We start from the raw sequence: 21,926 nt of genomic DNA on the forward strand, positions 1-21,926 counted from the left end.
TGATGCCACAGTTAGTATTTTTACCCCATCAAGAACTTTGTCCAGATGGCGCAGTACTTGAAGCAGAAGTGGGTGAGACCATTTTAAACGTTGCGCTGCGTAACGGTATTCATATTGAACATGCGTGCGAAAAGTCATGTGCTTGTACTACATGCCATGTCATTGTGCGTGAAGGTTTTGAACAGCTTGACGAAAGTGATGAGTTAGAAGACGACATGCTAGATAAAGCATGGGGACTTGAGCCTGAAAGTCGTTTATCTTGCCAAGCTAAAGTGGTGGATTGCGATATGATTATCGATATTCCTAAATACACAGTCAATATGGTCAGCGAAGGTTAGTGTTTGCCGAAGTATTAGCGTATCAATAATCCCATTTATAGCGGGTAATTGATCACAAAAAAAAGAGCCAATCTTGCTAGATTGGCTCTTTTTTTATCTGTGGTCATTCCAGTCATTGATTTTAAATAAACTCAGCGTATGATGCGCGAAAATTCCAATTTTGGAGCACTCTGTGCGCATCGCAATACTGTCTCAAGGCCCGCAATTATATTCTACTAAACGCTTAGTTGAAGCTGCTGTCGCCCGCGGACACGAAGTCAAAGTTATTAATCCATTAAAGTGCTATATGAATATCAATATGACCAAACCTAGCATTCATATGGCGGGTAAAGATCTGGGGCATTTTGATGCTGTCATCCCTCGTATTGGTGCTTCAGTGACCTTCTACGGTTCTGCAGTATTACGTCAATTTGAAATGATGGGTGTGTATGCGGTTAATGGTTCAATTGGAATAGCGCGTTCACGAGATAAATTGCGTTCAATGCAGCTGTTATCACGTCAAGGTATTGGCTTGCCGATCACTGGTTTTGCCAATAAACCCAGCGATATCCCTGATTTGATTGATATGGTCGGCGGTGCGCCATTAGTGGTTAAATTGTTAGAAGGTACTCAGGGCATTGGCGTGGTATTAGCTGAAACCCGCAAAGCTGCAGAGAGCGTGCTTGAGGCCTTTATGGGACTCAAAGCCAATATTATGGTGCAAGAATATATTGCTGAAGCACAAGGCGCTGATATTCGCTGTTTTGTGCTGGGCGATAAAGTGATTGCTGCGATGAAGCGCCAAGCAAAGCCGGGTGAGTTTCGTTCTAATTTACATCGTGGCGGCAGTGCTACTTTGGTTAAATTAACTCCGGAGGAGCGATCAGTCGCGCTTCGCGCTGCAAAAACAATGGGGTTAAATATTGCTGGGGTTGATTTATTACGTTCTAACCATGGTCCGGTTGTGATGGAAGTTAACTCATCTCCTGGTTTAGAAGGCATTGAAAAAGCGACTCAAAAAGACGTTGCCGACGCCATTATTGGCTTTATGGAAAAGAATGCCAACAAGTCCATCAAGTCAGCACAATAAGATTTAGCGATTACCAAAGAGCAGAAATTGGGTCATGTTAATAAAAATGACTCAATTTAGTGATGAAATATCACCGTAAAAGCGGATAAGGCTAGGAATATATGGCTAAATTACGTATAATCCGCGCGAATTTTTTAAACTTGCTCACATTAAGGAAGCTAGTTATGGCGATCGAACGCACATTTTCTATTATCAAGCCAGATGCAGTTGCTAAAAACCACATTGGCGCTATTTATAACCGTTTTGAATCAGCTGGTCTTAAGATCATTGCTTCTAAAATGGTACAACTATCTAAAGAACAAGCTGAAGGTTTCTACGCTGAACATAGCGCACGTCCTTTCTTTGGTGCTTTAGTTTCTTTCATGACTTCTGGTCCAGTAATGGTTCAAGTGTTAGAAGGCGAAAACGCTGTTCTAGCTAACCGTGAAATCATGGGTGCAACTAACCCAGCTGAAGCTGCTCGTGGCACCTTACGTGCTGACTATGCTGCAAGCATCGACGAAAACGCAGTTCACGGTTCTGATGCAGTTGAATCAGCGGCACGCGAAATTGCTTACTTCTTCAGCGCTGACGAAGTGTGCCCACGCACTCGTTAATCGTTGCTGTAAGTTGATAAAAAAGGGGCTTCGGCTCCTTTTTTGTGTCCGCTCTTCAGATATTGAGCACTTTGTTTGATAACGACTTCTTCGTGCTTAAATCGACTATTTCACCGTATTGCGTTGACTAAAAACAAAACATTTAATTAACAATAATATTGCGAATTGGTGTGTTGATATAGTGTTAAATAAAGTATCTGTACTCCGTCAGAAAGTTCCGAATCTTATACGAAATATCACCAAACAGGCTTTTTTGCCGTTTAATAAACAGGACTTCTCAGGACCGATATTAAGGCCGTTTTGAATAGATTTAGTCTATAAAAATGCTAACAAGTTACTTTTCTGAATAAATACTCAGTAATATTGAAATGTCATTCTGACGTTTTTTACGACAAATAATCTATTTTATTTAAAATATTGAAAATTAATTTTTGATGCATTTTGTGATCAATTGTTTTCAAATTGTTATCTGTGTTTCGTTTTTGTATTTTAATATGTATTTATTTGTTTTTTTATGGTCTTTAATTTGTATTTTTATTTGCGGTTTAAAATGTTAATAATCTTGATAAATGCCGTTAAATTCGGTAACTTATTGATTTTAAATGGATCGTTTTAAGTCAAATTAATTATCAATCCACATGTTAAATGTGATGTTGTTCACATGTTGCCCTTATTGACTAAAGGTTTTTTATTCATTAATAATGTTTTTCAATAATTGGCAATGACCAATTATTCATAATTAAAAATATAACGACTTGTTTTATTTTATATCAAGTTATAGGGAGTTTATTCATGAGTTCAGTCACATTAACTGCTAAGGCAATTCGCCGTAGTTTACTAGCAGTAGCAGCAACAAGTGTCGCGACAACAGGCTTATTTTCTTCAGCAGCATTTGCTGCCGATGAGCAGAAAGTTGAAAGAATCGAAGTCACCGGTTCTCGTATTCAGCGTCAAGACATGGAAACGGCTTCTCCAGTTACCATTATTTCTGCAGAAGCTATTCGCGCAGAAGGTTTCACTTCAGTTGACCAACTACTTCAAGCTCAAACGTCAATGGCTGGTGCTGCTGTTGGTTCTAGCACAAACAACGGTGCAGATGGTGTAGCACAAGTTGATTTACGTGGTATGGGAGCAGCGCGTACTTTAGTACTAGTGAATGGCCGCCGTATGGTTAACTCAGGTTCAGGTGCAGATAGCTCTGTTGATTTGAACTCTATTCCAGTAGCAATGATTGCACGTGTTGAGATCTTAAAAGACGGCGCCTCAGCTGTTTATGGTTCAGATGCGATTGCTGGCGTAGTGAACATTATTACCAAGAAAGATTTCGAAGGTTTACAGTTGGACGTTAACGGCAGTGGCACCGATAAAGGTGATGGCGAAAACGGTGACGTAAGTATGCTTTACGGTTTCAATACCGATGGCGGTAACTACACAATTGGTGCAGCTTTCTCTGACCGTCGTGATATTGTGCAGTCAGACCGCGATTGGACTGAATTAGCGACAAGTGGCATTATTCCTACAGGCACGTTGGAAGGCTTATCAAGAGACTCTAGTGGTAACTGGGTTCCTCGCGCTGATCTTTATGAACGTTATGACTATACCCAAGATAGCTACTATCAAACACCGAGTGAGCGTCGTAGCTTGTTTGCGAATATGACACAAGAGTTAGGTAATGATGTCGTATTAACTGCAGATGCTATTTACACTAATCGTCGTTCAAACCAACAATTAGCGGGACAGCCTGCACAGATTTATTTAGATGTATGCGGTCAACCAGGTGTCGATCCTTTAAACTGTATGACCATTGACAGCCGCATGACTGCGGCTGGCATTGAAGCTAATGATGACGGTCAAGTGTTCTATGCAAGACGTACCAAGGATGTGGGTCCTCGTATATATTCTCAAGATACGAATACATGGCGTATGTCTGCAGGTTTAGCAGGATTACTTGATGTACACACCGGTATGAACTGGGATGTGTCTTACACTTTCGGTAAGAACGAAGCGTCAACGTCAGTTGATAACTCTATCAATGCAAATGATATGATCAACTCAATTTATGCTGATCAAGATTCATGGTTTTCTGGCGCTCCGTTAACTCAAGATCAAAAAGATGCTGTAGGATATTCAGAGAAAGCTAACGGTGGTAACGAGCAACAAACTCTGTCTGCTGGTTTAAATGGTGAGTTATTTGAATTGTCTGCTGGTGCGGTTGGTTTTGCTATCGGTGCTGAGTATCGTCGTGAAAGTGGTTTCTACAATCCAGATCCAATAGTGGTCGCTGGTGAAAGTACTGCTGCACAACAAGATCCAACTGAAGGTGAGTACAACGTTATCTCTTTTTTCCAAGAGGTTAGCGTACCTTTCACTGAAAAGTTAACTGGTGAATTTGCACTGCGTTATGACGATTACTCAACATTCGGTAAAGCGTCTACTTGGAAAGTCGGTTTAACTTATGAAGCAACTGATGATTTGATGCTTCGTACAGTAGCAGCCACTGGTTTCCGTGCTCCAAGTGTATCTGAATTGTATGCAGGTAATTCAGGTTCATTCGATTACCTAACAGATCCTTGGTTATCAGACGCTGATCAACCAGGTCAAATATTAGTTAATCGTACATCAGATCCAGATCTAAAACCTGAAGAGTCAGAATCATACACTGCAGGTTTAGTGTACTCACCAAACTATGTTGAAGGTATGTCTGTAACATTAGATTACTGGCGTTTCAAAGTTGATAACGCAATTGCACGTTTAGACACTCAAGCTGGTTTAGACAATTGTAAAGCTGGTAAAGCGTCTGCTTGTGAAACGTTTAATATCACACAAGAAGGTGATTTACGTAGTTTAACAAATGCGTTAACTAACGTGGGTACTCAAGATACTAGTGGTGTTGACTTTAACTTAGCCTATAACTTTGAAGGTTTAGGTTTAGATTGGAAAATTAACAATGACATGACTTATCTGCTTAATTTCGAGCAAGATGGTCAAGATTATACTGATACTATCGACGGTAACTTTGGTGCTTACGCGAAAGTTCGCAACAACTTTAGCGTTTCAGCTGGTCAAGATTCTTGGAGTGTAATGTACTTCAACCGTTATGTCGGTGAGATGACTGATTTAGCAGAAGGCACAGATGTTGATTCAATTCTGTACCATAATGTTTCAGGTACTTATTATGTTACAGACATGATTACTTTAACCGCTGGTGTTAAAAACTTAAGCGACGAAGAGCCATCACGTGTTTCTAACGGTAGCGATGGCGGTACTGTTCCTGAAGTGTATGACACTATTGGCCGTCAGTACTTCGGTGGCGTAACGGTTAAGTTCTAAATAACGATTTAGTTATTGAGCTACACATCAGACAGTGTGACAGCTACATTGTCTGACATAAAAAGGCCTACATTATTGTAGGCCTTTTTATTACGTTGATTTTTATGTCAATAATATAGAAATCTAGTGATTTAAGCGTAATTCATGTCGATGTTCTCGACGGAATTTCTGTTCACAACCGGTACAACGTTGTTCTGTCGGATCGGCGATTAAGCGGGGCGGTTCTATGTCCATTTCACAATCAGAGCAAAGACCATATAAACCCAGTTCAAGCTGACAATAAGCAGCATCTAGCTTCATGAACTTAGTAAAAATATCAGTATTGATTAGTTTGACTTGTGGTAGGTAATCAATCACTTTCACCAGAGGGGTTTCCATTGAAATATGAGCAACTTCAGTAGCTTTTAATGAATCCTTGATAACCAGCATTAACTCACGCCTCAAAATAAGTTCAAGTTGTTGAAGTTTTTGCTGTATGTCCTGAGTGTTGTGCAACTGAGATAACCTTAACTGACTATGCCAATGTAGGTAATCTATTTTAGGCACAAATAAAGCAGGCGTTATGACGAAGATCAATTCTCGATAAGATTTCTGTGATAAAAACATGAATAATAATTTATCATTTATTCATCTCAGCCAACGTTATGTGTCTGTCTTAGCGATAAGCTATGATTGATTGTCGCATATATATGGTTAATTAATCGCAGCTGATTGAACACAAAAAAAGATAATTTCGCTATTTTGTGATGACTTAGGATTAATACGGTTTATAACCTTGATGACACATTTTCACCAAGGTTGATTTAATCCGAAATAGTATAGTTGGTGCGTTGTTGCAAGCTTATATGAGCGATCTATGAGCATGCTGTAGAACCTTAACGATTTCTTCAGTAGTTTTGAATATTCGTAATTCTCTAAACAAAGTATCCGCTTCTGGATATTGACGGTTCAAGTAACTAAACCACTGTTTAATCCGCGAAGGGTAGTAATCGGACTTACGCCCATTGAGTTCTTTATCGGTATAAGCCATAAGTAAACTTAGGGTTTGTTGCCAACTGAATGGGGTCGCACCGGTTTTAATGGTATCGCCTAAGTTTGGCAAAGAAATAGCTCCTCGGCCAATCATTATACTGTCACAGCCAGTGACATCCATGCATCGCTGAGCATCTGCGGCATTCCAAATTTCTCCATTAGCGATAACAGGAATTGGCAGGCGTTGTCTTACTTCAGTAATGTATTCCCAATATGCCGGTGGTTTATAACCGTCGGTTTTACTACGAGCATGAATTGCAAGCTCTGTTGCGCCAGCTTCATACACCGCTAAGGCATTTTCCATAAATAATGACTTGTCTTCGTAGCCTAAACGGATTTTAGCAGTAACAGGATGTTCTAAAGGCACTGCATCGCGCATGGCTTTGACTATATTGTAAATATTCTCAGGATATTGGAGTAATACTGCGCCACCTTTGCTTTTATTGACGGTTTTAGCTGGACACCCAAAATTTGCATCAACACCATTTGAACCTAATTCTATTGCTCTTATGGCATTTTGTGCCATCCATTCAGGTTCTTGTCCTAATAACTGAACACGTACAGGTGTTCCAGATGCGGTTAGCCCTTGACGAAGTAGCTCAGGGCACAATTTAAAGAACACTTTGTCTGGTATGAGTTGATTGACTACCCTGACAAACTCAGTCACAACCAGGTCAAATGGGTTGATGGCAGACAAAATTTCACGCATATGGTCATCAACCACACCTTCCATTGGAGCTAAAATAACGCGCACAGTACACCTTGCTGAAGTCAAAAGTGCGTCATTTTAGCGTGTTTATTATTTGATATCAGTACTAAATTGCTACACGTGTTTTTTTGTCGATTAACTAATCAAATTATTGCTAATAATCATATTGATAGCGATTTTGTTGTATTTATGTTAAATATACATGGCATTAGTTTTGAGGCTGCCTAGCAAGTATTTGTGTTAAATAAATAGACATTTTTCACGTTTTTTTAATTTTTTTGCAATAAAATTTACTTACTGCAGGTCTCTTTAACCAAGCCGGCAATGATGTTGGTCACCATACACAATCAAGATATAGGAAGATAATTATTATGAATTCAATCAAACAAACTACTTTAGCGGTTGCATTAGGTTCTGTTGTAATGACTGCTGGCTTTTCTGCTCAAGTAGAAGCTAACCCATTTGGTTTTCAACAATTAACTTCTGGTTATCAAATTGATGGCGGAGAAGGCAAGTGTGGTGAAGGCAAATGCGGCGAGAACATGAAAAAGTCTGCTGAGAAAGCGGCCGAAGGTAAATGTGGCGAAGGCAAGTGTGGCGGCGATAAAATGAAGTCTGCTGAAAAAGCAGCTGAAGGTAAGTGTGGCGAAGGCAAATGCGGCGGCGACATGAAAAAATCCGCTGAGAAAGCGGTTGAAGGTAAGTGCGGCGAAGGCAAATGTGGCGGTGACATGAAAAAGTCTGCTGAGAAAGCCAAAGAAGGTAAGTGTGGTGAAGGTAAGTGTGGCGGTCAGAAATAATTAATGACTTCTATTTGATAATGCTTTGGCTTATCTGACACAATTAAGGCCTGAGATTCAGGCCTTAGTTTTATCTGTTTTTTATTTTTAAGGACGCATTATGTCTATTCAGCATAGCAACGCACAGGGTCAGGCTAGTGTCGGTTTAGGACTTCGCCGTGAAATGCTGGATGAATTTTGTCAGCAGGTACCATCTGCCATTAATTTTTTCGAAGTGGCGCCTGAAAATTGGATGACATTAGGCGGCAAGTTTGGGCGTCAATTTAAAACATTAACTGACCAACATGCTTTTTTCTGCCACGGGCTTTCATTATCCATTGGTAGTCCTGCAGCGCTTGATAGTCAATTTGTACAAAATATAAAACGCTTTTTGGATGAGCATAATATTGAAGTGTATTCAGAGCATTTAAGTTATTGCTCTGGTACTGGCCATATGTATGATTTGATGCCAATCCCATTTACTGATGATGCAGTCATCCATACCGCTAAGCGGATAAAGCAAGTTGAAGACATACTCGAGCGTCCATTTATTTTAGAGAATGTGTCATTTTATGCGGCGCCAGGTGCACAAATGACCGAACAAGAGTTTGTTAATGCGGTGCTGCAAGAGGCCGACTGCAAATTACTGCTTGATGTAAATAACATTTACGTTAATTCAATTAACCATCAATACGATGCTGCAGCTTACTTAGCGGCTATGCCTACCAAACGAATCGCTTATCTGCATATTGCAGGGCACTATGAAGAAGAGGCCGACTTAATGGTTGATACTCACGGTGCGGATATTATCGATCCTGTATGGGCCTTATTGCAGCAGTGTTACCAATTACATGGCGTGCACCCGACCTTGCTTGAGCGTGACTTTAATATTCCAAAAACAGACATACTTCTTAATGAGATTAATCAAATTCATCAGTATCAACAAAATGCCTTAACGCAGCAGTCAATATTGAGGAAGGCATAATGGGTTTCATTGAAGTACAACAACAATTTATGGACTATATCCGCGATCCTAGTTTGCCATTGCCCGAGGGGATTGAACCTAGGCGCATGAAAATCTATCGAGAATTATTTTTTAATAATATTGCAGGTTTTGTGTCGAGTGCGTTTCCGGTGCTGAAAAGTGTATATCAGGACGAACAATGGCAGGCTTTAGTGCAGCAATTTTTTGTCACCCACGATTGTAAGACACCAATATTTGTTGAAATAGCCGGTGAGTTTTTAGCGTTTTTACAACATGAATACCAGATGACAGAAGATGATCCTGTTTTTATGTTGCCGTTAGCACATTATGAATGGTTAGAATTATGTGTCGCTGTCGCGCCAGATACTCCCGCAGCTCAATCGATCAATACTATCGAACTAAACCAACATAGGTTACGCCTAGCAGCTTGTGCCAAAGTGGCGCAATATGCCTTTGACGTTCAACATATTAGTGTTGACTACCAGCCTATAGAGCCGACAGCACAAGCGAACTTTTTTTGTGTATTTAGAGGTGCTGATGATGACGTCGCATTTTTACAGCTGACACCATTAAGTGCGCAAGTGTTAGCTTACATTGAACAAATGACTCATTCTCAACAGGGTGTAACAGTCGATGCCATTATAAGTTGGTTAAGTGAGCATTATCCACAAATGCCAAATGACACCTTGTTGTCAGGCTGCTTGCCTTTATTGCAACAACTGGCCCAAAAGGGCATTGTTATTTCATCAATCGAGTCATAATAGGCTTAATATATTTAAGGTTTTTATTTTGTGAAGATGGGTCTAAAATAAGCCACTTTTTGTGATCCGCTTCACGTCTGTTGTGCGCTATGCTCACTCAACAGTTTGCATAATATAACAAATGAAAGACGTGAGTTATCGCAGTCACAACATCACCTTAATCTAGGAATAATCATGAGTCAGCCGTTTAAAGACCCGTTTAACATCTTTTATTTTATTGGTTTTATTTTGGTTTTATTAATTCCAACATTACCCGCGAGTCTTTCATGGTTGAAAGCAACAGGATTAATTTAACGCTTACTTCAGGTTAACCTGTCATGATATTGTCTTATTAAACCACTCGGATAGAGTGGTTTTTTTGTTTGTATGAGGGCGCATATGGCAGTGAAACGCGGATTTTTTCTCATTATTGGTTTGTGCAGTCTAGTGTTAGGCATTATTGGCATTGCACTGCCTCTTTTACCTACAGTGCCATTTATTTTATTGGCTGCGTTTTGTTTTGCTCGATCTAGTGATCGCCTTCATCATTGGCTAATCAATCACCCTTGGTTTGCTGAAGGTATCTCTCAGTGGCAATCGAAACGTGCGTTGAGCCGATCGCTCAAGCGAAAAGCCATGTTAATGAGCGGCCTTAGTTTTACGATTAGTATTATGATTGTACCGATAATATGGGTGAAAATTATGTTGTTGTGCATGATGCTTGTTTTATTATTTTTCTTGTGGCGGATCCCAGAGTTAGAATAATAAATAGCCTGGTTAATGCATGCCTGTTGCAACTGAGATTAAACGGGCATAAGATCACACTAGTATTTTTACCAGAGTCCACCATTGACGTGGACTTTTTTATTGCGTAATCACTTTCAGATAGAGTTAACTACATTATGATGAACCAAGACAGTTTAGCGCTTATTAAGCAGAGCATTAAAACCATTCCTGATTATCCAATACCAGGCATCATGTTCCGTGACGTCACCAGTTTGCTTGAAAATGCAGAAGCTTATAAAGCCACGATTGCGATTCTAGTCGCTCATTATCAATCAAAAGGTTTCACTAAAGTGGTTGGTACTGAAGCGCGTGGTTTTTTATTTGGTGCCCCACTTGCGTTAGAGCTCGGCGTTGGTTTTGTACCTGTACGTAAACCGGGTAAATTACCCCGTAAAACCATAAGCCAAACTTATGACTTAGAATACGGTAAAGACACCTTAGAAATTCATGTCGACGCGATTAATGCTAATGATAAAGTGCTCGTTATTGATGATCTATTAGCCACCGGTGGCACGATTGAAGCGACTGTAAAACTTATTCGTCAATTAGGCGGTGAAGTGAGCCATGCTGCGTTTGTTATCTCATTACCAGAAATTGGTGGCGAGAAGCGCTTACAAGGTATGGGAATTGAAGTGTTAAGTTTATGCGAGTTTGACGGTGAGTAAGTAAAGTAAAATAAACTGCCATTTTATTAAGCAGTTAACTAGACTTTGCTCTATCAAATGCTTGCTCAACAATAGCATGCCGGCCCTTGGCATGTTATTGTTAACCCCTTTAAAGGGATTGACTCCCGATAGCTCTCTGTGGGGAATTTCATGTCTTACCAAGTACTCGCCCGCAAATGGCGTCCAGCTAAATTTGAACAAATGGTCGGCCAATCCCATGTATTAATGGCATTAACCAATGCACTGAGCCAACAACGCTTACATCATGCTTACCTGTTTACCGGTACGCGCGGCGTGGGCAAAACCAGTTTGGCACGTTTGTTTGCTAAAGGTCTTAATTGTGAAACAGGCGTTACTGCTACGCCGTGCGGTGAATGCTCTAGTTGTATTGAAATTGCCCAAGGTCGATTTGTCGATTTAATTGAAGTCGATGCTGCTTCGCGCACCAAAGTTGATGATACTCGTGAACTTCTCGACAATGTACAGTATCGCCCATCCCGTGGTCGTTTTAAGGTTTACTTAATCGATGAAGTCCACATGTTATCGCGTAGTAGTTTTAACGCACTCCTAAAGACCTTAGAAGAGCCTCCAGAGCACGTTAAGTTTTTATTAGCGACGACCGATCCGCACAAACTGCCGGTTACTGTGCTATCTCGTTGTTTACAGTTCAATTTGAAAAGTTTATCGCAGGACGAAATTAGCAAGCAACTTGAGTATGTTATCACTCAAGAAAAGTTACCATTTGAGTTACAAGCACTGAGTTTATTAGCCAAAGCGGCCAATGGCAGTATGCGTGATGCGCTCAGTTTAACGGATCAAGCGATAGCGTTTGGCAGTGGTCAAGTGATGCTTACACAAGTGCAAACCATGTTGGGCAGTATTGATGAGCAACATGTGCTCGCGTTATTAAAAGCCTTGTGTGATGCCGATGTTGGGCCATTAATGCAAACAGTGGCAAAAGTATTGGCATTTGGCGCAGATGCCGAAGAAGTATTGCGTAGCTTATTAGAATTATTACATCAAATCACCTTAACTCAATTTGCCCCAGCTGCTGCACAGCAATCGCTGTTTAGTGAGCAAATTTTGGCATTCGCGCAGCAATTAGCGCCTGAACAAGTACAGCTTTATTACCAAATGCTGCTTAACGGCCGTAAAGATTTACCCTTTGCTCCCGATCCTAAATCGGGCTTGGAAATGGCACTGCTTCGTGCGGTAGCCTTTACGCCCGAGAAACAAGTAAAACGTTGGGTAACAACGACACCGGCTAATATTGATTTAAGTGTTATCGATCACTCATCAACTTCAGCGCAAGAGGTCATTGAAACAGGCCCAAAGCCTGATGTTCTGCCTCAAACGCATAATGATTTAACGATAGCAGTACCCGCTATTCAGGCTGAAGAGTTGCCGACCCCCGAAGTTGAAGATATTGATGTTCTCGATGATATCGCTGTCGAGCCATCGTTGGTTGCCGAGCAAGCTTTATTGTTGGACCAAGCACAAAGCTTAGGGTTTAACTCATTGCCGCCCAAAAGTGTCGATATGCAGTCTGACCAGCTTATTAATGATGATGTCGATAAAGCTGCCGAAGCTGATGTTGTTAGTGCAACTTCATCTGATGATGTTGTTCATAATGCTGATACTGAAGCAACTGTTGAATCCAATACTGAAAATTTGGCTAATGATATTACCGAGTCTGAAGAGGTTGCAGAGCAACCTATATTAGTGCCGAGTAAAGCAGACACCAATACAGTAGAAAATAGCCAATCGAGTGATAGTGCAGATAACAGCTCACTTGATGCCTATTCCTTTATGGATTATGACGAAGCAGACGATCCGTCAATGGAATATCAACCCTCGGATCATGACGAATATGTTGCGTTTTCGGTTTCAAACGAGATAACTGAAGCTAACAATGTTACTGAAGCTTCGGAGTCGATGTCTGAACCGAAAACGGTTAATCATCTTGTTGACAATAACAGCGACTTGATGAGTGATAATGCTCGTCAAAACCTCACTAGCGCAGATGATAACTTAGACGACTTTTTAGATGAAGTGTTAGCCAGCCGAGATTCTCTCATTGCAGATGTTGGTGTATTACAGCAACAAGAAGAACTTGCTAAAAAAGAGTCTACAAAAACAATCAGTTCTAGAGTGAGCAAAGCGGCTGCGGCATCAACATCAACAACGGCCGCTAATGAGTCTTCTGATAAGTCAGAACAGGCTGAGTTTAGCGCACCTACAGCCAACGAAGCATCATCTGTAACGCTCAACGGAACAGACAAGTCTAAAGTTGTGGCCGATTATGATAGGCCTCCTTGGGTCGCGCCCAAAGAGGGTGAGATCGTTAATGCGTTTGCAGATATTAATCAAGAGACTAAACCAGCAGTTGAAGCAACATTTCAACCATCGAGTTCAGTCAGTCAGCAAGCTGGTCATCAACATCAAAAACCGGCCAGCGCACAAATAACCCGTTCACTGGCTGCTGATCCGCAAAACATTAATGCAGAGCCGGTGATTCAATCTAATGTGCTCGCCAAATTTGAACCACACAGCATTCAAGGCGATGAAGTTGATTTACATTGGTATAAAATAATGACTAATGTGTCAGTTGGCGGAAGGGTTAGGCAATTAGGGGTGAACTCCGTGTGCCCAACATTGTCAAACCCAATAGTATTGGTGTTAAAACCAGACCAGAAACATTTGTCTGCGCAAACTGCTATCGATCAATTACAAGTAGCGTTATCTGAGTACCTTGAGCGACCAACTGAAGTTGAGATACAGATTGGTGTGGTGCAAAAACGAGAAACACCACTTGAGTTACGTAAACGTTTTCATCGGGAGCTTATTGCGCAAGCGCAACAATCTATTTTGCTTGATGACAACGTTCAGTGGATGATCCAACACTTATCGGCTCAGTTAGACAGTGACACGATTGAATATCCATCGGAGCAACTAGGGCAAATAGCGCAGGATATTGCACTCATCAGCGCTTCATAAGTACACAAATAGGGTGGTTTTACAGAAAATGAATATATCTTCATCTCAAAAATGTATCTGTAATATTGCCAATCGATTTTATTTCAGTAAGATTGTCGCCATTATGACGACTTGCTAACAACCTTAATTAGAGAGAGACGACTATGTTTGGTGGAAAAGGCGGTATGGGCAATTTAATGAAACAAGCCCAAATGATGCAAGACAAAATGGCTAAAGTGCAGGAAGAAATTGCACGCACAGAAATGACGGGTGAAGCGGGTGCTGGCTTGGTTAAAGTAACCATGACAGGTAACCACAATGTGCGTAAAGTTGAAATTGATCCAAGTTTGATGGAAGACGATAAAGAGATGCTAGAAGATCTTATCGCCGCAGCGTGTAATGACGCAGCCCGTCGTATAGAAGAAAATCAAAAGACTAAAATGGCCGAAGTGACTGGTGGTATGCAATTACCTCCTGGAATGAAAATGCCATTTTAATCATGTCGTTAATTAATAAAAAAGCTCAAGCATAATGCTTGAGCTTTTTTATTTACAGCGCTAAACCGCCTTCATCGCAGCTTGTTGGTCAATAATTACATAGCCTTGTGCTTGGTACTCATTAATGCATTGCTGAAATTTATTTTCAAGTTTAACTTTATCAAAAAAACCTAAGGCATAAGAATCACATTTCACTTTCATTTTTTGGTCATTTATCAATAGTGTTTCTTTTTTTAATTCAGCGAAACCTAATGAGTATGCGATTTCAACAAATTTGAGGTTAATAAAGTAACCTAATAAAACTGCAACAATAACAATGATGATTTTTTTCACAATAATGTCCTTAATATTATTCTATAAATCCATGAGTAACTCATCTAGTTATAGCAATTTATACGCCAAAATAAAAACTAAATATAATCAATAAGTTATTTATTCTCTATTCTGTAACTTAGTTATTTTACTCATTAAGTTATGAGTTTGACCAATCTAAGCAATCTATTTAGATAACCAACCTTGTGTCGGTTCATGCAGCCATAGACTTTGCTATTACCCTTATGTAAAGCATTTAAATATTAACTCAAAGTAAAAAATATTTGACATTGATTGACATCAAACTATCATGAGGTGAGTTAAATATTTTTTACTTTGAGTTCGCTGGGGTTAACATGAGTAATAAACAAAAAGTACACCAATGGTTGCAAGAAACCAGCTTTCGCGAGCTAACGCTATCGATAGATTTTTTGGTAACAGGTTATATTTTCTATCTTTATTTGAGCCAGTTGTTTAATGCAACCCCAGAGCAACTTGCATCTATTGAATGGTTATCAAGTTTACTGCTTGAGATCATCATTTACTCAATTGTACTGATGGTTGTCAGTTATATTTTATTAGCGTTAATTAGCGACGATGAGTTATCACAACCGATGGATGTGAGAGAAAAACAAATCAGTTTAGTCGGTTATAAATATTCGGCTATCATTTTGCAAGTGGGCGTTGTATTTGCCATTTTTCAGTATAATATCGCCGCCCAAGATTTTGATTTTATGCAACAACGGACTGTGCCGTATTTACCACTGCATATTTTAATTGTGGCTTTTCTAACTGCTGAGCTGGCACATTACGGAGTGCAATTGTATCAGGGGCGCACTGGTGATATTTATGGATAATCGGGATGATGTAAAAGTAGGGATTTCAAATACTATCCGTACGTTACGCTTTTTACATAACGAAATGACGCAGAAGCAACTGGCCGAACAAATTGGTGTGACGCGTCAAACGGTGATGGCAATAGAGTCAAATAAATACTCTCCAACACTTGAAGTGGCGTTTAAAATTGCAGAGGTGTTTAATTTACCGTTGGATAAGGTTTTTACTTATCGTTCAGGTAAGTAACCTAAACACGTGATAATAAAATCCCCTCAAACAGCCTTTTGTTACGTTATTTGCGTCCTGTCTAAGCCACTCTCACTTGATTACGGCCATTTTGTTTTGATTGATAGAGTGCTCTGTCTGCATTTTTAATCAGACACTGGTAGTCTTTACATTCAGATGTCATTCCAGCAACACCTACACTCACAGTGACACCAATGGGAAGTATATCTATCTCAGACTCACCAGGCAGTACTAACTGAGTGTTTTCGATAATCGTTCTGAGTCGTTCAGCAAGTGTATAAGATGTGGAGACTTGGGTTAGAGGAAGGATGACGATAAACTCTTCACCACCATAACGAGCCACTATATCTGATTCTCTTAACGACATTTTAATGTTCTGGGCGATATTTTTCAAAACTAAGTCACCAATCTGATGGCCATACTTATCATTAATGTTTTTGAAATGGTCAATATCGATAAGGAAGATGGATAGTGGTTTAGAATAACTTTGCGCCCTTTGTGTTTCCTCTTTGAGGCGACGGTCTAAGTATCGACGGTTAAAAATCCCTGTTAGTGAGTCAGTGATGTTTTCTTGTTTAAGGGCATGTATCTGCATAATGTCACTGGTGGTTTTGAGGGATAGGCTACACACAACAAATACAAAAATAGCTCCGCAAAAAAATATCACTGGCACTACTAAATCGAGTGGTTGAGAAAATGTAACCAAGCAAAATTTAGCGTAAATGACATAACCTGTGATGAAAAACAGGATCAGCAGAATAAGAAATCCCCAACTGTGGCGTAATTCGCCGGTTGGAAGTCGGCTAAATATCGTCCATACCGGTGTGATAGCCATTGCAAGTATTAGCGCTCCGCAAATAACCAACCCACTAGCTAAAAATGGTAAACTATCTTGCATATTGAGTCCTTGCATAGGTGACACTTTAATTTGAAAACTCATGTTTTTGGAGGTGTTTTTAATATTATCGTGGATGACCTCCTTAGGTCCTCACCGGCAATATTAAGTTCTGAATAGTAGAATATCAGATGGATTGAACAAAAAAAGTGATGGCTTTCAAAAGTTAATTAACGCCTTATTTGCGGTTGTGTCTAAAGTAACAAAGATGAGTCAATAGAGTATCTTTAAGCTGGTTTGCTTGGTTTTAAATTGGTGTAGCGATACGTTGTTTCGTTATTAATCTGCTCCCGTAATCATGGTAATTTTTTACTAAAAAGTAGTCGTTGAGCAATTCTCTTATCTATGATGGCTGTGGCCATAGAGTTACAGTATTCAATAAGAACACTGTTAATTAGTCGATTGTGGCTTCATTTATTGCAACAGAGGTTTTAATCTTTGCATTCAAACGCCGCACAGACAATAATCGCACTGCTTTGGTGTTTCCGCATATTGGCTTAGCCGATCACAAGACGGTTTCACCATGACATTACAATGAGTTTAGCTATTAAGGTATTGGCAATTTTATGAAATTTAGTCCTTTGGTCGATGAATTAATTCAATCTTTACGTGCGTTGCCTGGCGTCGGCCCTAAGTCTGCACAGCGTATGGCATTTCAATTACTTGAGCGTGAACGTAAAGTGGGCCTTAAGCTCGCAGATTCGTTGCAAAAAGCCATGTCTGAGGTGGGACATTGTCAAAGTTGTCGTACGTTTACCGAACAAGATTTATGCCCTATATGCAGTAGCCATCGTCGCATCAATACTGGGATCATTTGCGTGGTTGAAACGCCTGCTGATGTGCTTGCTATTGAAGCTGGTGGTCATTTTAATGGCCGTTATTTTGTGCTGTTAGGGCACTTGTCGCCGTTAGACGGTGTTGGTCCTGAAGAGTTGGGGTTAGCGTTACTTGAACGCCATTTAACATCAGATGACGTGAGCGAGCTTATTCTTGCTACCAATCCGACCGTTGAGGGTGATGCAACTGCACATTTTATTGCTGATATGGCCAGAAGACACAATGTGGTGATTAGTCGTATCGCACATGGCGTTCCCGTGGGTGGTGAGCTTGAATACGTTGATAGCACCACTTTAGCATTATCTTTTAATGGTCGTATTCCGCTGTAATAGCCCCATAGCTGATTAGAAACCAAGATGCCAGCAAGTCAAAAATTAGATTTGTTGGCATTTTTTTATTCAATCTTGGATGAGTCATGAGGAATACAGGCTACAAAAATGTGTCATATTGAGCCGATTTGGTCTTATCTGATGATTTATTATTCAACAAGGCGGTGTTGCCCCTTGAAAATATTGTAACGTCCCCCATCTCTTGCTTAACACAGAATTTTAGGCGAGTGGATTTTTCGACTCGTGATTGTTTAAACGTAACACCAAGGGAAATACTCATGTCACAACAAGAAACTCATGGCTTTCAAACCGAAGTAAAACAACTTCTGCAATTGATGATCCACTCTCTGTATTCGAATAAAGAGATTTTCTTACGTGAGCTAGTCTCAAACGCGGCCGATGCAGCAGATAAGCTCCGCTATTTAGCATTAACTGACGATACCTTATATGAAGGTAACGGTGATTTACGCGTTCGTGTAAGTGCGAATAAAGAAAAGGGCACAGTCACCATTTCAGATAATGGTATTGGCATGACCCGCGATAGCGTTATCGAACATTTAGGGACTATCGCCAAGTCTGGCACTAAAGAGTTTTTTAATAATCTTTCAGGCGAAGCGTCAAAAGATTCACAATTAATTGGTCAGTTTGGTGTGGGTTTCTATTCGGCCTTTATCGTGGCGAAAAAAGTTACTGTACGCACTCGCGCTGCCGGCCATGCTGCTAACGAAGGTGTCTTGTGGGAATCTGAAGGCGAAGGTTCATTCAATGTAGAAAGTATCACTAAAAATGAACGTGGTACTGAAATTGTGCTGCATTTACGTGACGAAGAAACTGAATTTGCAGACGATTACCGTTTACGCTCAATTATCACTAAGTACTCTGATCACATCTCTGTTCCAGTTCAAATGTGGAATGAAGGTACGCCTGAGTCAGACGGCCCTGATGGCGAAAAAGTCGCGGCAACGGAAGGTGAGTGGAAAGTGATGAACAAAGCGACAGCGCTTTGGACTCGTAATAAGTCAGACATCACGGAAGAAGAATACCAAGAATTTTACAAGCACATTTCTCACGATTACAGCGACGCATTAAAATGGTCTCACAATCGTGTTGAAGGTAAGCAAGAATACACCAGTTTACTGTACATCCCAGCTAAAGCGCCTTGGGATATGTGGAATCGCGACCATAAGCATGGCTTGAAATTGTTTGTTCAACGTGTATTTATCATGGATGAAGCGGAACAGTTTTTACCTACATACTTACGCTTTGTACGTGGATTAATCGATTCAAATGATTTGCCATTAAACGTATCTCGCGAAATTTTACAAGATAATCAAGTAACAACAGCAATGCGCGTGGGTATCACCAAACGTGTGTTAGGCATGCTTGAAAAACTGGCTAAAGATGAGCCAGAACAGTATCAGTCTTTCTGGGCTGAATTTGGGCAAGTATTAAAAGAAGGCCCTGCAGAAGACTTTGCTAATAAAGAACGCATTGCAGGTTTATTGCGTTTTGCTTCTACTCATGACAACTCTGCCGCAACAACAGTGTCATTAGAGGCCTATATTGAGCGCATGAAAGCCGGTCAAGACAAAATATATTATATCGTTGCTGACAGTCATGAAGCTGCTGCTAATAGTCCTCATCTTGAGTTACTGCGTAAAAAAGGCATCGAAGTATTGTTATTGTCTGAGCGTATCGATGAGTGGTTAGTTAATCACTTAACTGAGTTCAAAGACAAGAAGTTGCATTCAGTGACACGTGGTGATTTAGAGTTAGGTGAACTTGAAGATGCAGCTGATAAAGAAGCGCATGACAAAGTAGCCGAAGAGTCTAAAGGTTTAATTGAGCGTGTTAAAGCTGCGTTAGCAGACAGCGTTTCTGAGGTTCGTGTTACTTCACGTCTAACTGACACGCCAGCGTGTGTGGTCGCGGGTGAAGGTGAAATGTCGACGCAGATGATTAAGCTAATGCAAGCAGCTGGTCAGCCTGTGCCAGAGTCTAAGCCAACATTTGAGATTAACCCAACGCATCCTTTGGTTGAGCATTTGAATAACGAAACTGACGAGCAATTGTTTGCTGATTGGGCTAACTTGTTATTACAACAGGCATTGTTATCCGAGAAAGGCAGTTTGGCTGACCCTTCAGCGTTTATTAAACTGACCAATCAAATGTTATTGGCGAGTGTAAAGTAAACTCGATTTAAGCAGTAAAAGCGGACAATAAGTCCGCTTTTGTTTTTGTCATTCTGCGGAGGCAATATGGACTACCTCATTAATCTTACTAAAGATAATATTCAACAAGTTGTTGATACCTCAATGCAAAAAATGGTGGTATTAGCATTTTGGGCGCAACAACAGCCCGAAAGTGTACAAATGTTGCAGACGCTGGAGCATCTTGCCAATAGCCAAGGTGGGCGATTTATTCTCGCTAAAGTGGATTGTGAAACTGAGTTAGAAATTGCGAATTACTTCCAAATTCAGAACGTACCGACCACATTGATTTTAGATAAAGGTAGACCCATTGATGGTTTTTCTGGGGCGCAAAGCCAAGAACAAATTAGTGATTTGCTCGACAAACATTTACCGCCAATGTGGATACAAGAGTTTGATGATGTTAAGCAGCAATTAGCCCAAGGTGAGTTATCGCCAGAAGATTTAGCTAAAATTTCTGACCAGTTAAAAACAATTTTTATCGATTCACAACAAGCACCTGAAGTTGCATTGGTGATGACTGATGTGGCGTTACAGCAAGGTTTACTCGCAGAAGCCAAAGGGCTACTTGCCCGTATAGGTTTAGCGGATCAAGATAGTTACTATCATAATTTAGTGGCTAAATTAGCGTTAGCGGAAGATGCGGCAGATACTCCAGAAATTCGTCAGCTGCAACAAAATGTCGCAGAGCAACCTGATAATCTAGACGCAGTTGTTATATTAGCCAAAGCATTAAATGTTGCTCAACGTAACGAAGAAGCCCTTGAATTATTGTTTGTTATTTTACAAAAAGATATGAGTGCTGCTGATGGCAAAGTTAAACAAGTCTTCATGGAAATTCTAACCGCGATAGGTCAGGGCAATACGTTAGCCAATCAATATCGCCGTAAATTGTATACCTTGTTGTATTAAACAAATTGAAGCTGTTTTGTTACAACCCTTATTAGATCTTGGTCTAATGTCATAACAAAAGCGCTATTAAAAGTGCGGCAGATGTGCGAAAATCGCCGCCCTAAAAAGAACACAAACTTAAAAGAGGACTTTTGAGATGCGCATTATTTTATTGGGTGCCCCAGGTGCCGGTAAAGGTACCCAAGCTCAGTTCATTATGGAACAGTATGGTATCCCACAGATCTCAACTGGTGATATGTTACGTGCCGCTGTTAAAGCTGGTACGCCATTAGGTTTAGAAGCTAAGAAAGTAATGGATGCAGGTCAATTAGTTTCAGACGATCTTATCATTGGGTTAGTGAAAGAGCGTATTGCTCAAGAAGATTGCGTAAAAGGCTTCTTACTTGACGGTTTCCCTCGCACAATTCCTCAAGCTGATGCTATGGCTGAAAATGGTATTGAGATTGATCATGTTATCGAAATCGATGTGCCTGATGAAGAAATCGTTAAGCGTATGAGCGGACGTCGTGTTCATTCTGGTTCTGGTCGTGTTTACCACGTGGTGTTCAATCCACCGAAAGTGGAAGGTAAAGACGATGTCACTGGCGAAGATTTATCTATCCGCCCAGATGACGAAGAAAGTACCGTACGCAAGCGTTTAAGCATTTACCATGAGCAAACTAAGCCATTAGTTGATTATTATGGCAAAGTTGCTGCTGCCGGTAAGACTCAGTACAACAAGTATGACGGTACTCAATCTGTCGCTAAAGTGAGTGAGCAACTAGCCAGCGTATTAAAATAATCGCTGATTAGCTCCGCCATTAAAAGCCTGTTTTGCAGGCTTTTTTTATGCCTAAAGAATAACCT

21 protein-coding genes are annotated in these 21,926 nt (G+C 40.4%); 17 read left to right on the forward strand and 4 right to left on the reverse strand.

Going from position 1 to position 21,926, the window contains the following annotated elements; translation table 11 throughout:
- Positions 1-2: 2 nt before the first annotated feature.
- From fdx to AAEY94_RS16635, 4 genes are all read left to right on the forward strand, one after another.
- Positions 3-338 (forward strand): ISC system 2Fe-2S type ferredoxin, encoded by a 336-nt coding sequence (gene fdx / locus AAEY94_RS16620; protein ID WP_101088135.1) that lies wholly within the window; start codon positions 3-5, stop codon positions 336-338.
- Positions 339-510: 172 nt separating this feature from the next.
- Positions 511-1,407, forward strand: a complete 897-nt coding sequence (gene rimK, locus AAEY94_RS16625; RefSeq protein WP_101088137.1) for a 30S ribosomal protein S6--L-glutamate ligase — start codon at positions 511-513, stop codon at positions 1,405-1,407.
- A gap of 164 nt (positions 1,408-1,571) precedes the next feature.
- A complete protein-coding gene (gene ndk / locus AAEY94_RS16630) occupies positions 1,572-2,003 on the forward strand; it encodes a nucleoside-diphosphate kinase (protein ID WP_041413046.1) in 432 nt (143 codons plus the stop codon).
- Positions 2,004-2,795: 792 nt separating this feature from the next.
- On the forward strand, positions 2,796-5,333 hold the full coding sequence (locus AAEY94_RS16635; protein WP_350979286.1) for a TonB-dependent receptor plug domain-containing protein: 2,538 nt from the start codon (positions 2,796-2,798) through the stop codon (positions 5,331-5,333).
- Between the two features lie 123 nt (positions 5,334-5,456).
- On the opposite strand, the gene AAEY94_RS16640 is transcribed toward AAEY94_RS16635, so the two are convergent.
- Together AAEY94_RS16640 and dusC are read right to left on the reverse strand one after the other, a co-directional pair.
- Complete coding sequence (locus tag AAEY94_RS16640; protein ID WP_157822830.1) at positions 5,457-5,828, reverse strand: TraR/DksA C4-type zinc finger protein; 372 nt, start codon at positions 5,826-5,828, stop codon at positions 5,457-5,459.
- Positions 5,829-6,174: 346 nt separating this feature from the next.
- On the reverse strand, positions 6,175-7,119 hold the full coding sequence (gene dusC, locus AAEY94_RS16645) for a tRNA dihydrouridine(16) synthase DusC (protein ID WP_350979287.1): 945 nt from the start codon (positions 7,117-7,119) through the stop codon (positions 6,175-6,177).
- A gap of 326 nt (positions 7,120-7,445) precedes the next feature.
- Between dusC and AAEY94_RS16650 the strand changes: the two genes are divergently transcribed.
- The 7 genes from AAEY94_RS16650 (at position 7,446) to AAEY94_RS16680 (ending at position 14,502) form a co-directional block, all read left to right on the forward strand.
- Positions 7,446-7,874, forward strand: a complete 429-nt coding sequence (locus AAEY94_RS16650) for an HvfA family oxazolone/thioamide-modified RiPP metallophore (protein WP_101088145.1) — start codon at positions 7,446-7,448, stop codon at positions 7,872-7,874.
- 100 nt (positions 7,875-7,974) lie between these two features.
- Entirely contained in the window at positions 7,975-8,838 is an 864-nt protein-coding gene (locus AAEY94_RS16655; RefSeq protein ID WP_350979288.1) for an HvfB family MNIO-type RiPP peptide maturase, read from the forward strand.
- Positions 8,838-9,599, forward strand: coding sequence for an HvfC family RiPP maturation protein (locus AAEY94_RS16660; RefSeq protein WP_350979289.1), 762 nt, complete (start codon positions 8,838-8,840; stop codon positions 9,597-9,599). Before AAEY94_RS16655 ends, AAEY94_RS16660 begins: the two co-directional genes overlap by 1 nt.
- Positions 9,600-9,977: 378 nt before the next feature.
- Complete coding sequence (locus AAEY94_RS16665; RefSeq protein ID WP_101088151.1) at positions 9,978-10,343, forward strand: YbaN family protein; 366 nt, start codon at positions 9,978-9,980, stop codon at positions 10,341-10,343.
- A gap of 134 nt (positions 10,344-10,477) precedes the next feature.
- Entirely contained in the window at positions 10,478-11,029 is a 552-nt protein-coding gene (gene apt, locus AAEY94_RS16670; protein WP_101088153.1) for an adenine phosphoribosyltransferase, read from the forward strand.
- A gap of 150 nt (positions 11,030-11,179) precedes the next feature.
- Positions 11,180-14,026: a DNA polymerase III subunit gamma/tau gene (gene dnaX, locus AAEY94_RS16675; RefSeq protein WP_350979290.1), complete on the forward strand. Its 2,847-nt coding sequence runs from the start codon at positions 11,180-11,182 to the stop codon at positions 14,024-14,026.
- A 143-nt stretch (positions 14,027-14,169) separates the two neighbouring features.
- A complete protein-coding gene (locus AAEY94_RS16680) occupies positions 14,170-14,502 on the forward strand; it encodes a YbaB/EbfC family nucleoid-associated protein (RefSeq protein WP_011637860.1) in 333 nt (110 codons plus the stop codon).
- A 60-nt stretch (positions 14,503-14,562) separates the two neighbouring features.
- Here AAEY94_RS16680 and AAEY94_RS16685 read toward each other — a convergent pair whose 3' ends face one another.
- The gene (locus tag AAEY94_RS16685) at positions 14,563-14,835 is read right to left on the reverse strand and encodes a hypothetical protein (protein WP_162022812.1); all 273 of its coding nucleotides are present in this window, start codon (positions 14,833-14,835) and stop codon (positions 14,563-14,565) included.
- Between the two features lie 335 nt (positions 14,836-15,170).
- Here AAEY94_RS16685 and AAEY94_RS16690 point away from each other — a divergent pair, with 335 nt between their 5' ends.
- Together AAEY94_RS16690 and AAEY94_RS16695 are read left to right on the forward strand one after the other, a co-directional pair.
- Entirely contained in the window at positions 15,171-15,671 is a 501-nt protein-coding gene (locus tag AAEY94_RS16690; protein ID WP_350979291.1) for a hypothetical protein, read from the forward strand.
- Positions 15,664-15,897, forward strand: a complete 234-nt coding sequence (locus tag AAEY94_RS16695; RefSeq protein WP_101088159.1) for a helix-turn-helix transcriptional regulator — start codon at positions 15,664-15,666, stop codon at positions 15,895-15,897. Before AAEY94_RS16690 ends, AAEY94_RS16695 begins: the two co-directional genes overlap by 8 nt.
- Before the next feature lie 61 nt (positions 15,898-15,958).
- Here AAEY94_RS16695 and AAEY94_RS16700 read toward each other — a convergent pair whose 3' ends face one another.
- Positions 15,959-16,795 carry a GGDEF domain-containing protein gene (locus AAEY94_RS16700; protein ID WP_101088161.1) on the reverse strand — a complete coding sequence of 279 codons (837 nt, stop codon included), beginning with the start codon at positions 16,793-16,795 and terminating at the stop codon, positions 15,959-15,961.
- 563 nt (positions 16,796-17,358) lie between these two features.
- Here AAEY94_RS16700 and recR point away from each other — a divergent pair.
- The 4 genes from recR (at position 17,359) to adk (ending at position 21,861) form a co-directional block, all read left to right on the forward strand.
- Positions 17,359-17,958 (forward strand): recombination mediator RecR, encoded by a 600-nt coding sequence (gene recR / locus AAEY94_RS16705; protein ID WP_101088163.1) that lies wholly within the window; start codon positions 17,359-17,361, stop codon positions 17,956-17,958.
- A gap of 278 nt (positions 17,959-18,236) precedes the next feature.
- Complete coding sequence (gene htpG, locus AAEY94_RS16710) at positions 18,237-20,150, forward strand: molecular chaperone HtpG (protein WP_101088165.1); 1,914 nt, start codon at positions 18,237-18,239, stop codon at positions 20,148-20,150.
- A 66-nt stretch (positions 20,151-20,216) separates the two neighbouring features.
- On the forward strand, positions 20,217-21,080 hold the full coding sequence (locus tag AAEY94_RS16715) for a tetratricopeptide repeat protein (RefSeq protein ID WP_162022814.1): 864 nt from the start codon (positions 20,217-20,219) through the stop codon (positions 21,078-21,080).
- A 136-nt stretch (positions 21,081-21,216) separates the two neighbouring features.
- Positions 21,217-21,861 carry an adenylate kinase gene (gene adk / locus AAEY94_RS16720; protein ID WP_101088169.1) on the forward strand — a complete coding sequence of 215 codons (645 nt, stop codon included), beginning with the start codon at positions 21,217-21,219 and terminating at the stop codon, positions 21,859-21,861.
- Positions 21,862-21,926 lie beyond the last annotated feature (65 nt).

The sequence above is a fragment of the Shewanella sp. AC34-MNA-CIBAN-0136 genome (genome assembly GCF_040309945.1).
Classification (GTDB): domain Bacteria; phylum Pseudomonadota; class Gammaproteobacteria; order Enterobacterales; family Shewanellaceae; genus Shewanella.

Excerpts from the sequence above, each read along its gene's own strand:
- fdx (WP_101088135.1), top strand. The coding sequence starts at position 3 with ATGCCACAGTTAGTATTTTTACCCCATCAAGAACTTTGTCCAGATGGC.
- ndk (WP_041413046.1), top strand. The coding sequence starts at position 1,572 with ATGGCGATCGAACGCACATTTTCTATTATCAAGCCAGATGCAGTTGCT.
- AAEY94_RS16635 (WP_350979286.1), top strand. The coding sequence starts at position 2,796 with ATGAGTTCAGTCACATTAACTGCTAAGGCAATTCGCCGTAGTTTACTA.
- AAEY94_RS16650 (WP_101088145.1), top strand. The coding sequence starts at position 7,446 with ATGAATTCAATCAAACAAACTACTTTAGCGGTTGCATTAGGTTCTGTT.
- AAEY94_RS16655 (WP_350979288.1), top strand. The coding sequence starts at position 7,975 with ATGTCTATTCAGCATAGCAACGCACAGGGTCAGGCTAGTGTCGGTTTA.
- AAEY94_RS16660 (WP_350979289.1), top strand. The coding sequence starts at position 8,838 with ATGGGTTTCATTGAAGTACAACAACAATTTATGGACTATATCCGCGAT.
- AAEY94_RS16665 (WP_101088151.1), top strand. The coding sequence starts at position 9,978 with ATGGCAGTGAAACGCGGATTTTTTCTCATTATTGGTTTGTGCAGTCTA.
- dnaX (WP_350979290.1), top strand. The coding sequence starts at position 11,180 with ATGTCTTACCAAGTACTCGCCCGCAAATGGCGTCCAGCTAAATTTGAA.
- AAEY94_RS16680 (WP_011637860.1), top strand. The coding sequence starts at position 14,170 with ATGTTTGGTGGAAAAGGCGGTATGGGCAATTTAATGAAACAAGCCCAA.
- AAEY94_RS16690 (WP_350979291.1), top strand. The coding sequence starts at position 15,171 with ATGAGTAATAAACAAAAAGTACACCAATGGTTGCAAGAAACCAGCTTT.
- AAEY94_RS16695 (WP_101088159.1), top strand. The coding sequence starts at position 15,664 with ATGGATAATCGGGATGATGTAAAAGTAGGGATTTCAAATACTATCCGT.
- AAEY94_RS16700 (WP_101088161.1), bottom strand. The coding sequence starts at position 16,795 with ATGCAAGATAGTTTACCATTTTTAGCTAGTGGGTTGGTTATTTGCGGA.
- recR (WP_101088163.1), top strand. The coding sequence starts at position 17,359 with ATGAAATTTAGTCCTTTGGTCGATGAATTAATTCAATCTTTACGTGCG.
- htpG (WP_101088165.1), top strand. The coding sequence starts at position 18,237 with ATGTCACAACAAGAAACTCATGGCTTTCAAACCGAAGTAAAACAACTT.
- AAEY94_RS16715 (WP_162022814.1), top strand. The coding sequence starts at position 20,217 with ATGGACTACCTCATTAATCTTACTAAAGATAATATTCAACAAGTTGTT.
- adk (WP_101088169.1), top strand. The coding sequence starts at position 21,217 with ATGCGCATTATTTTATTGGGTGCCCCAGGTGCCGGTAAAGGTACCCAA.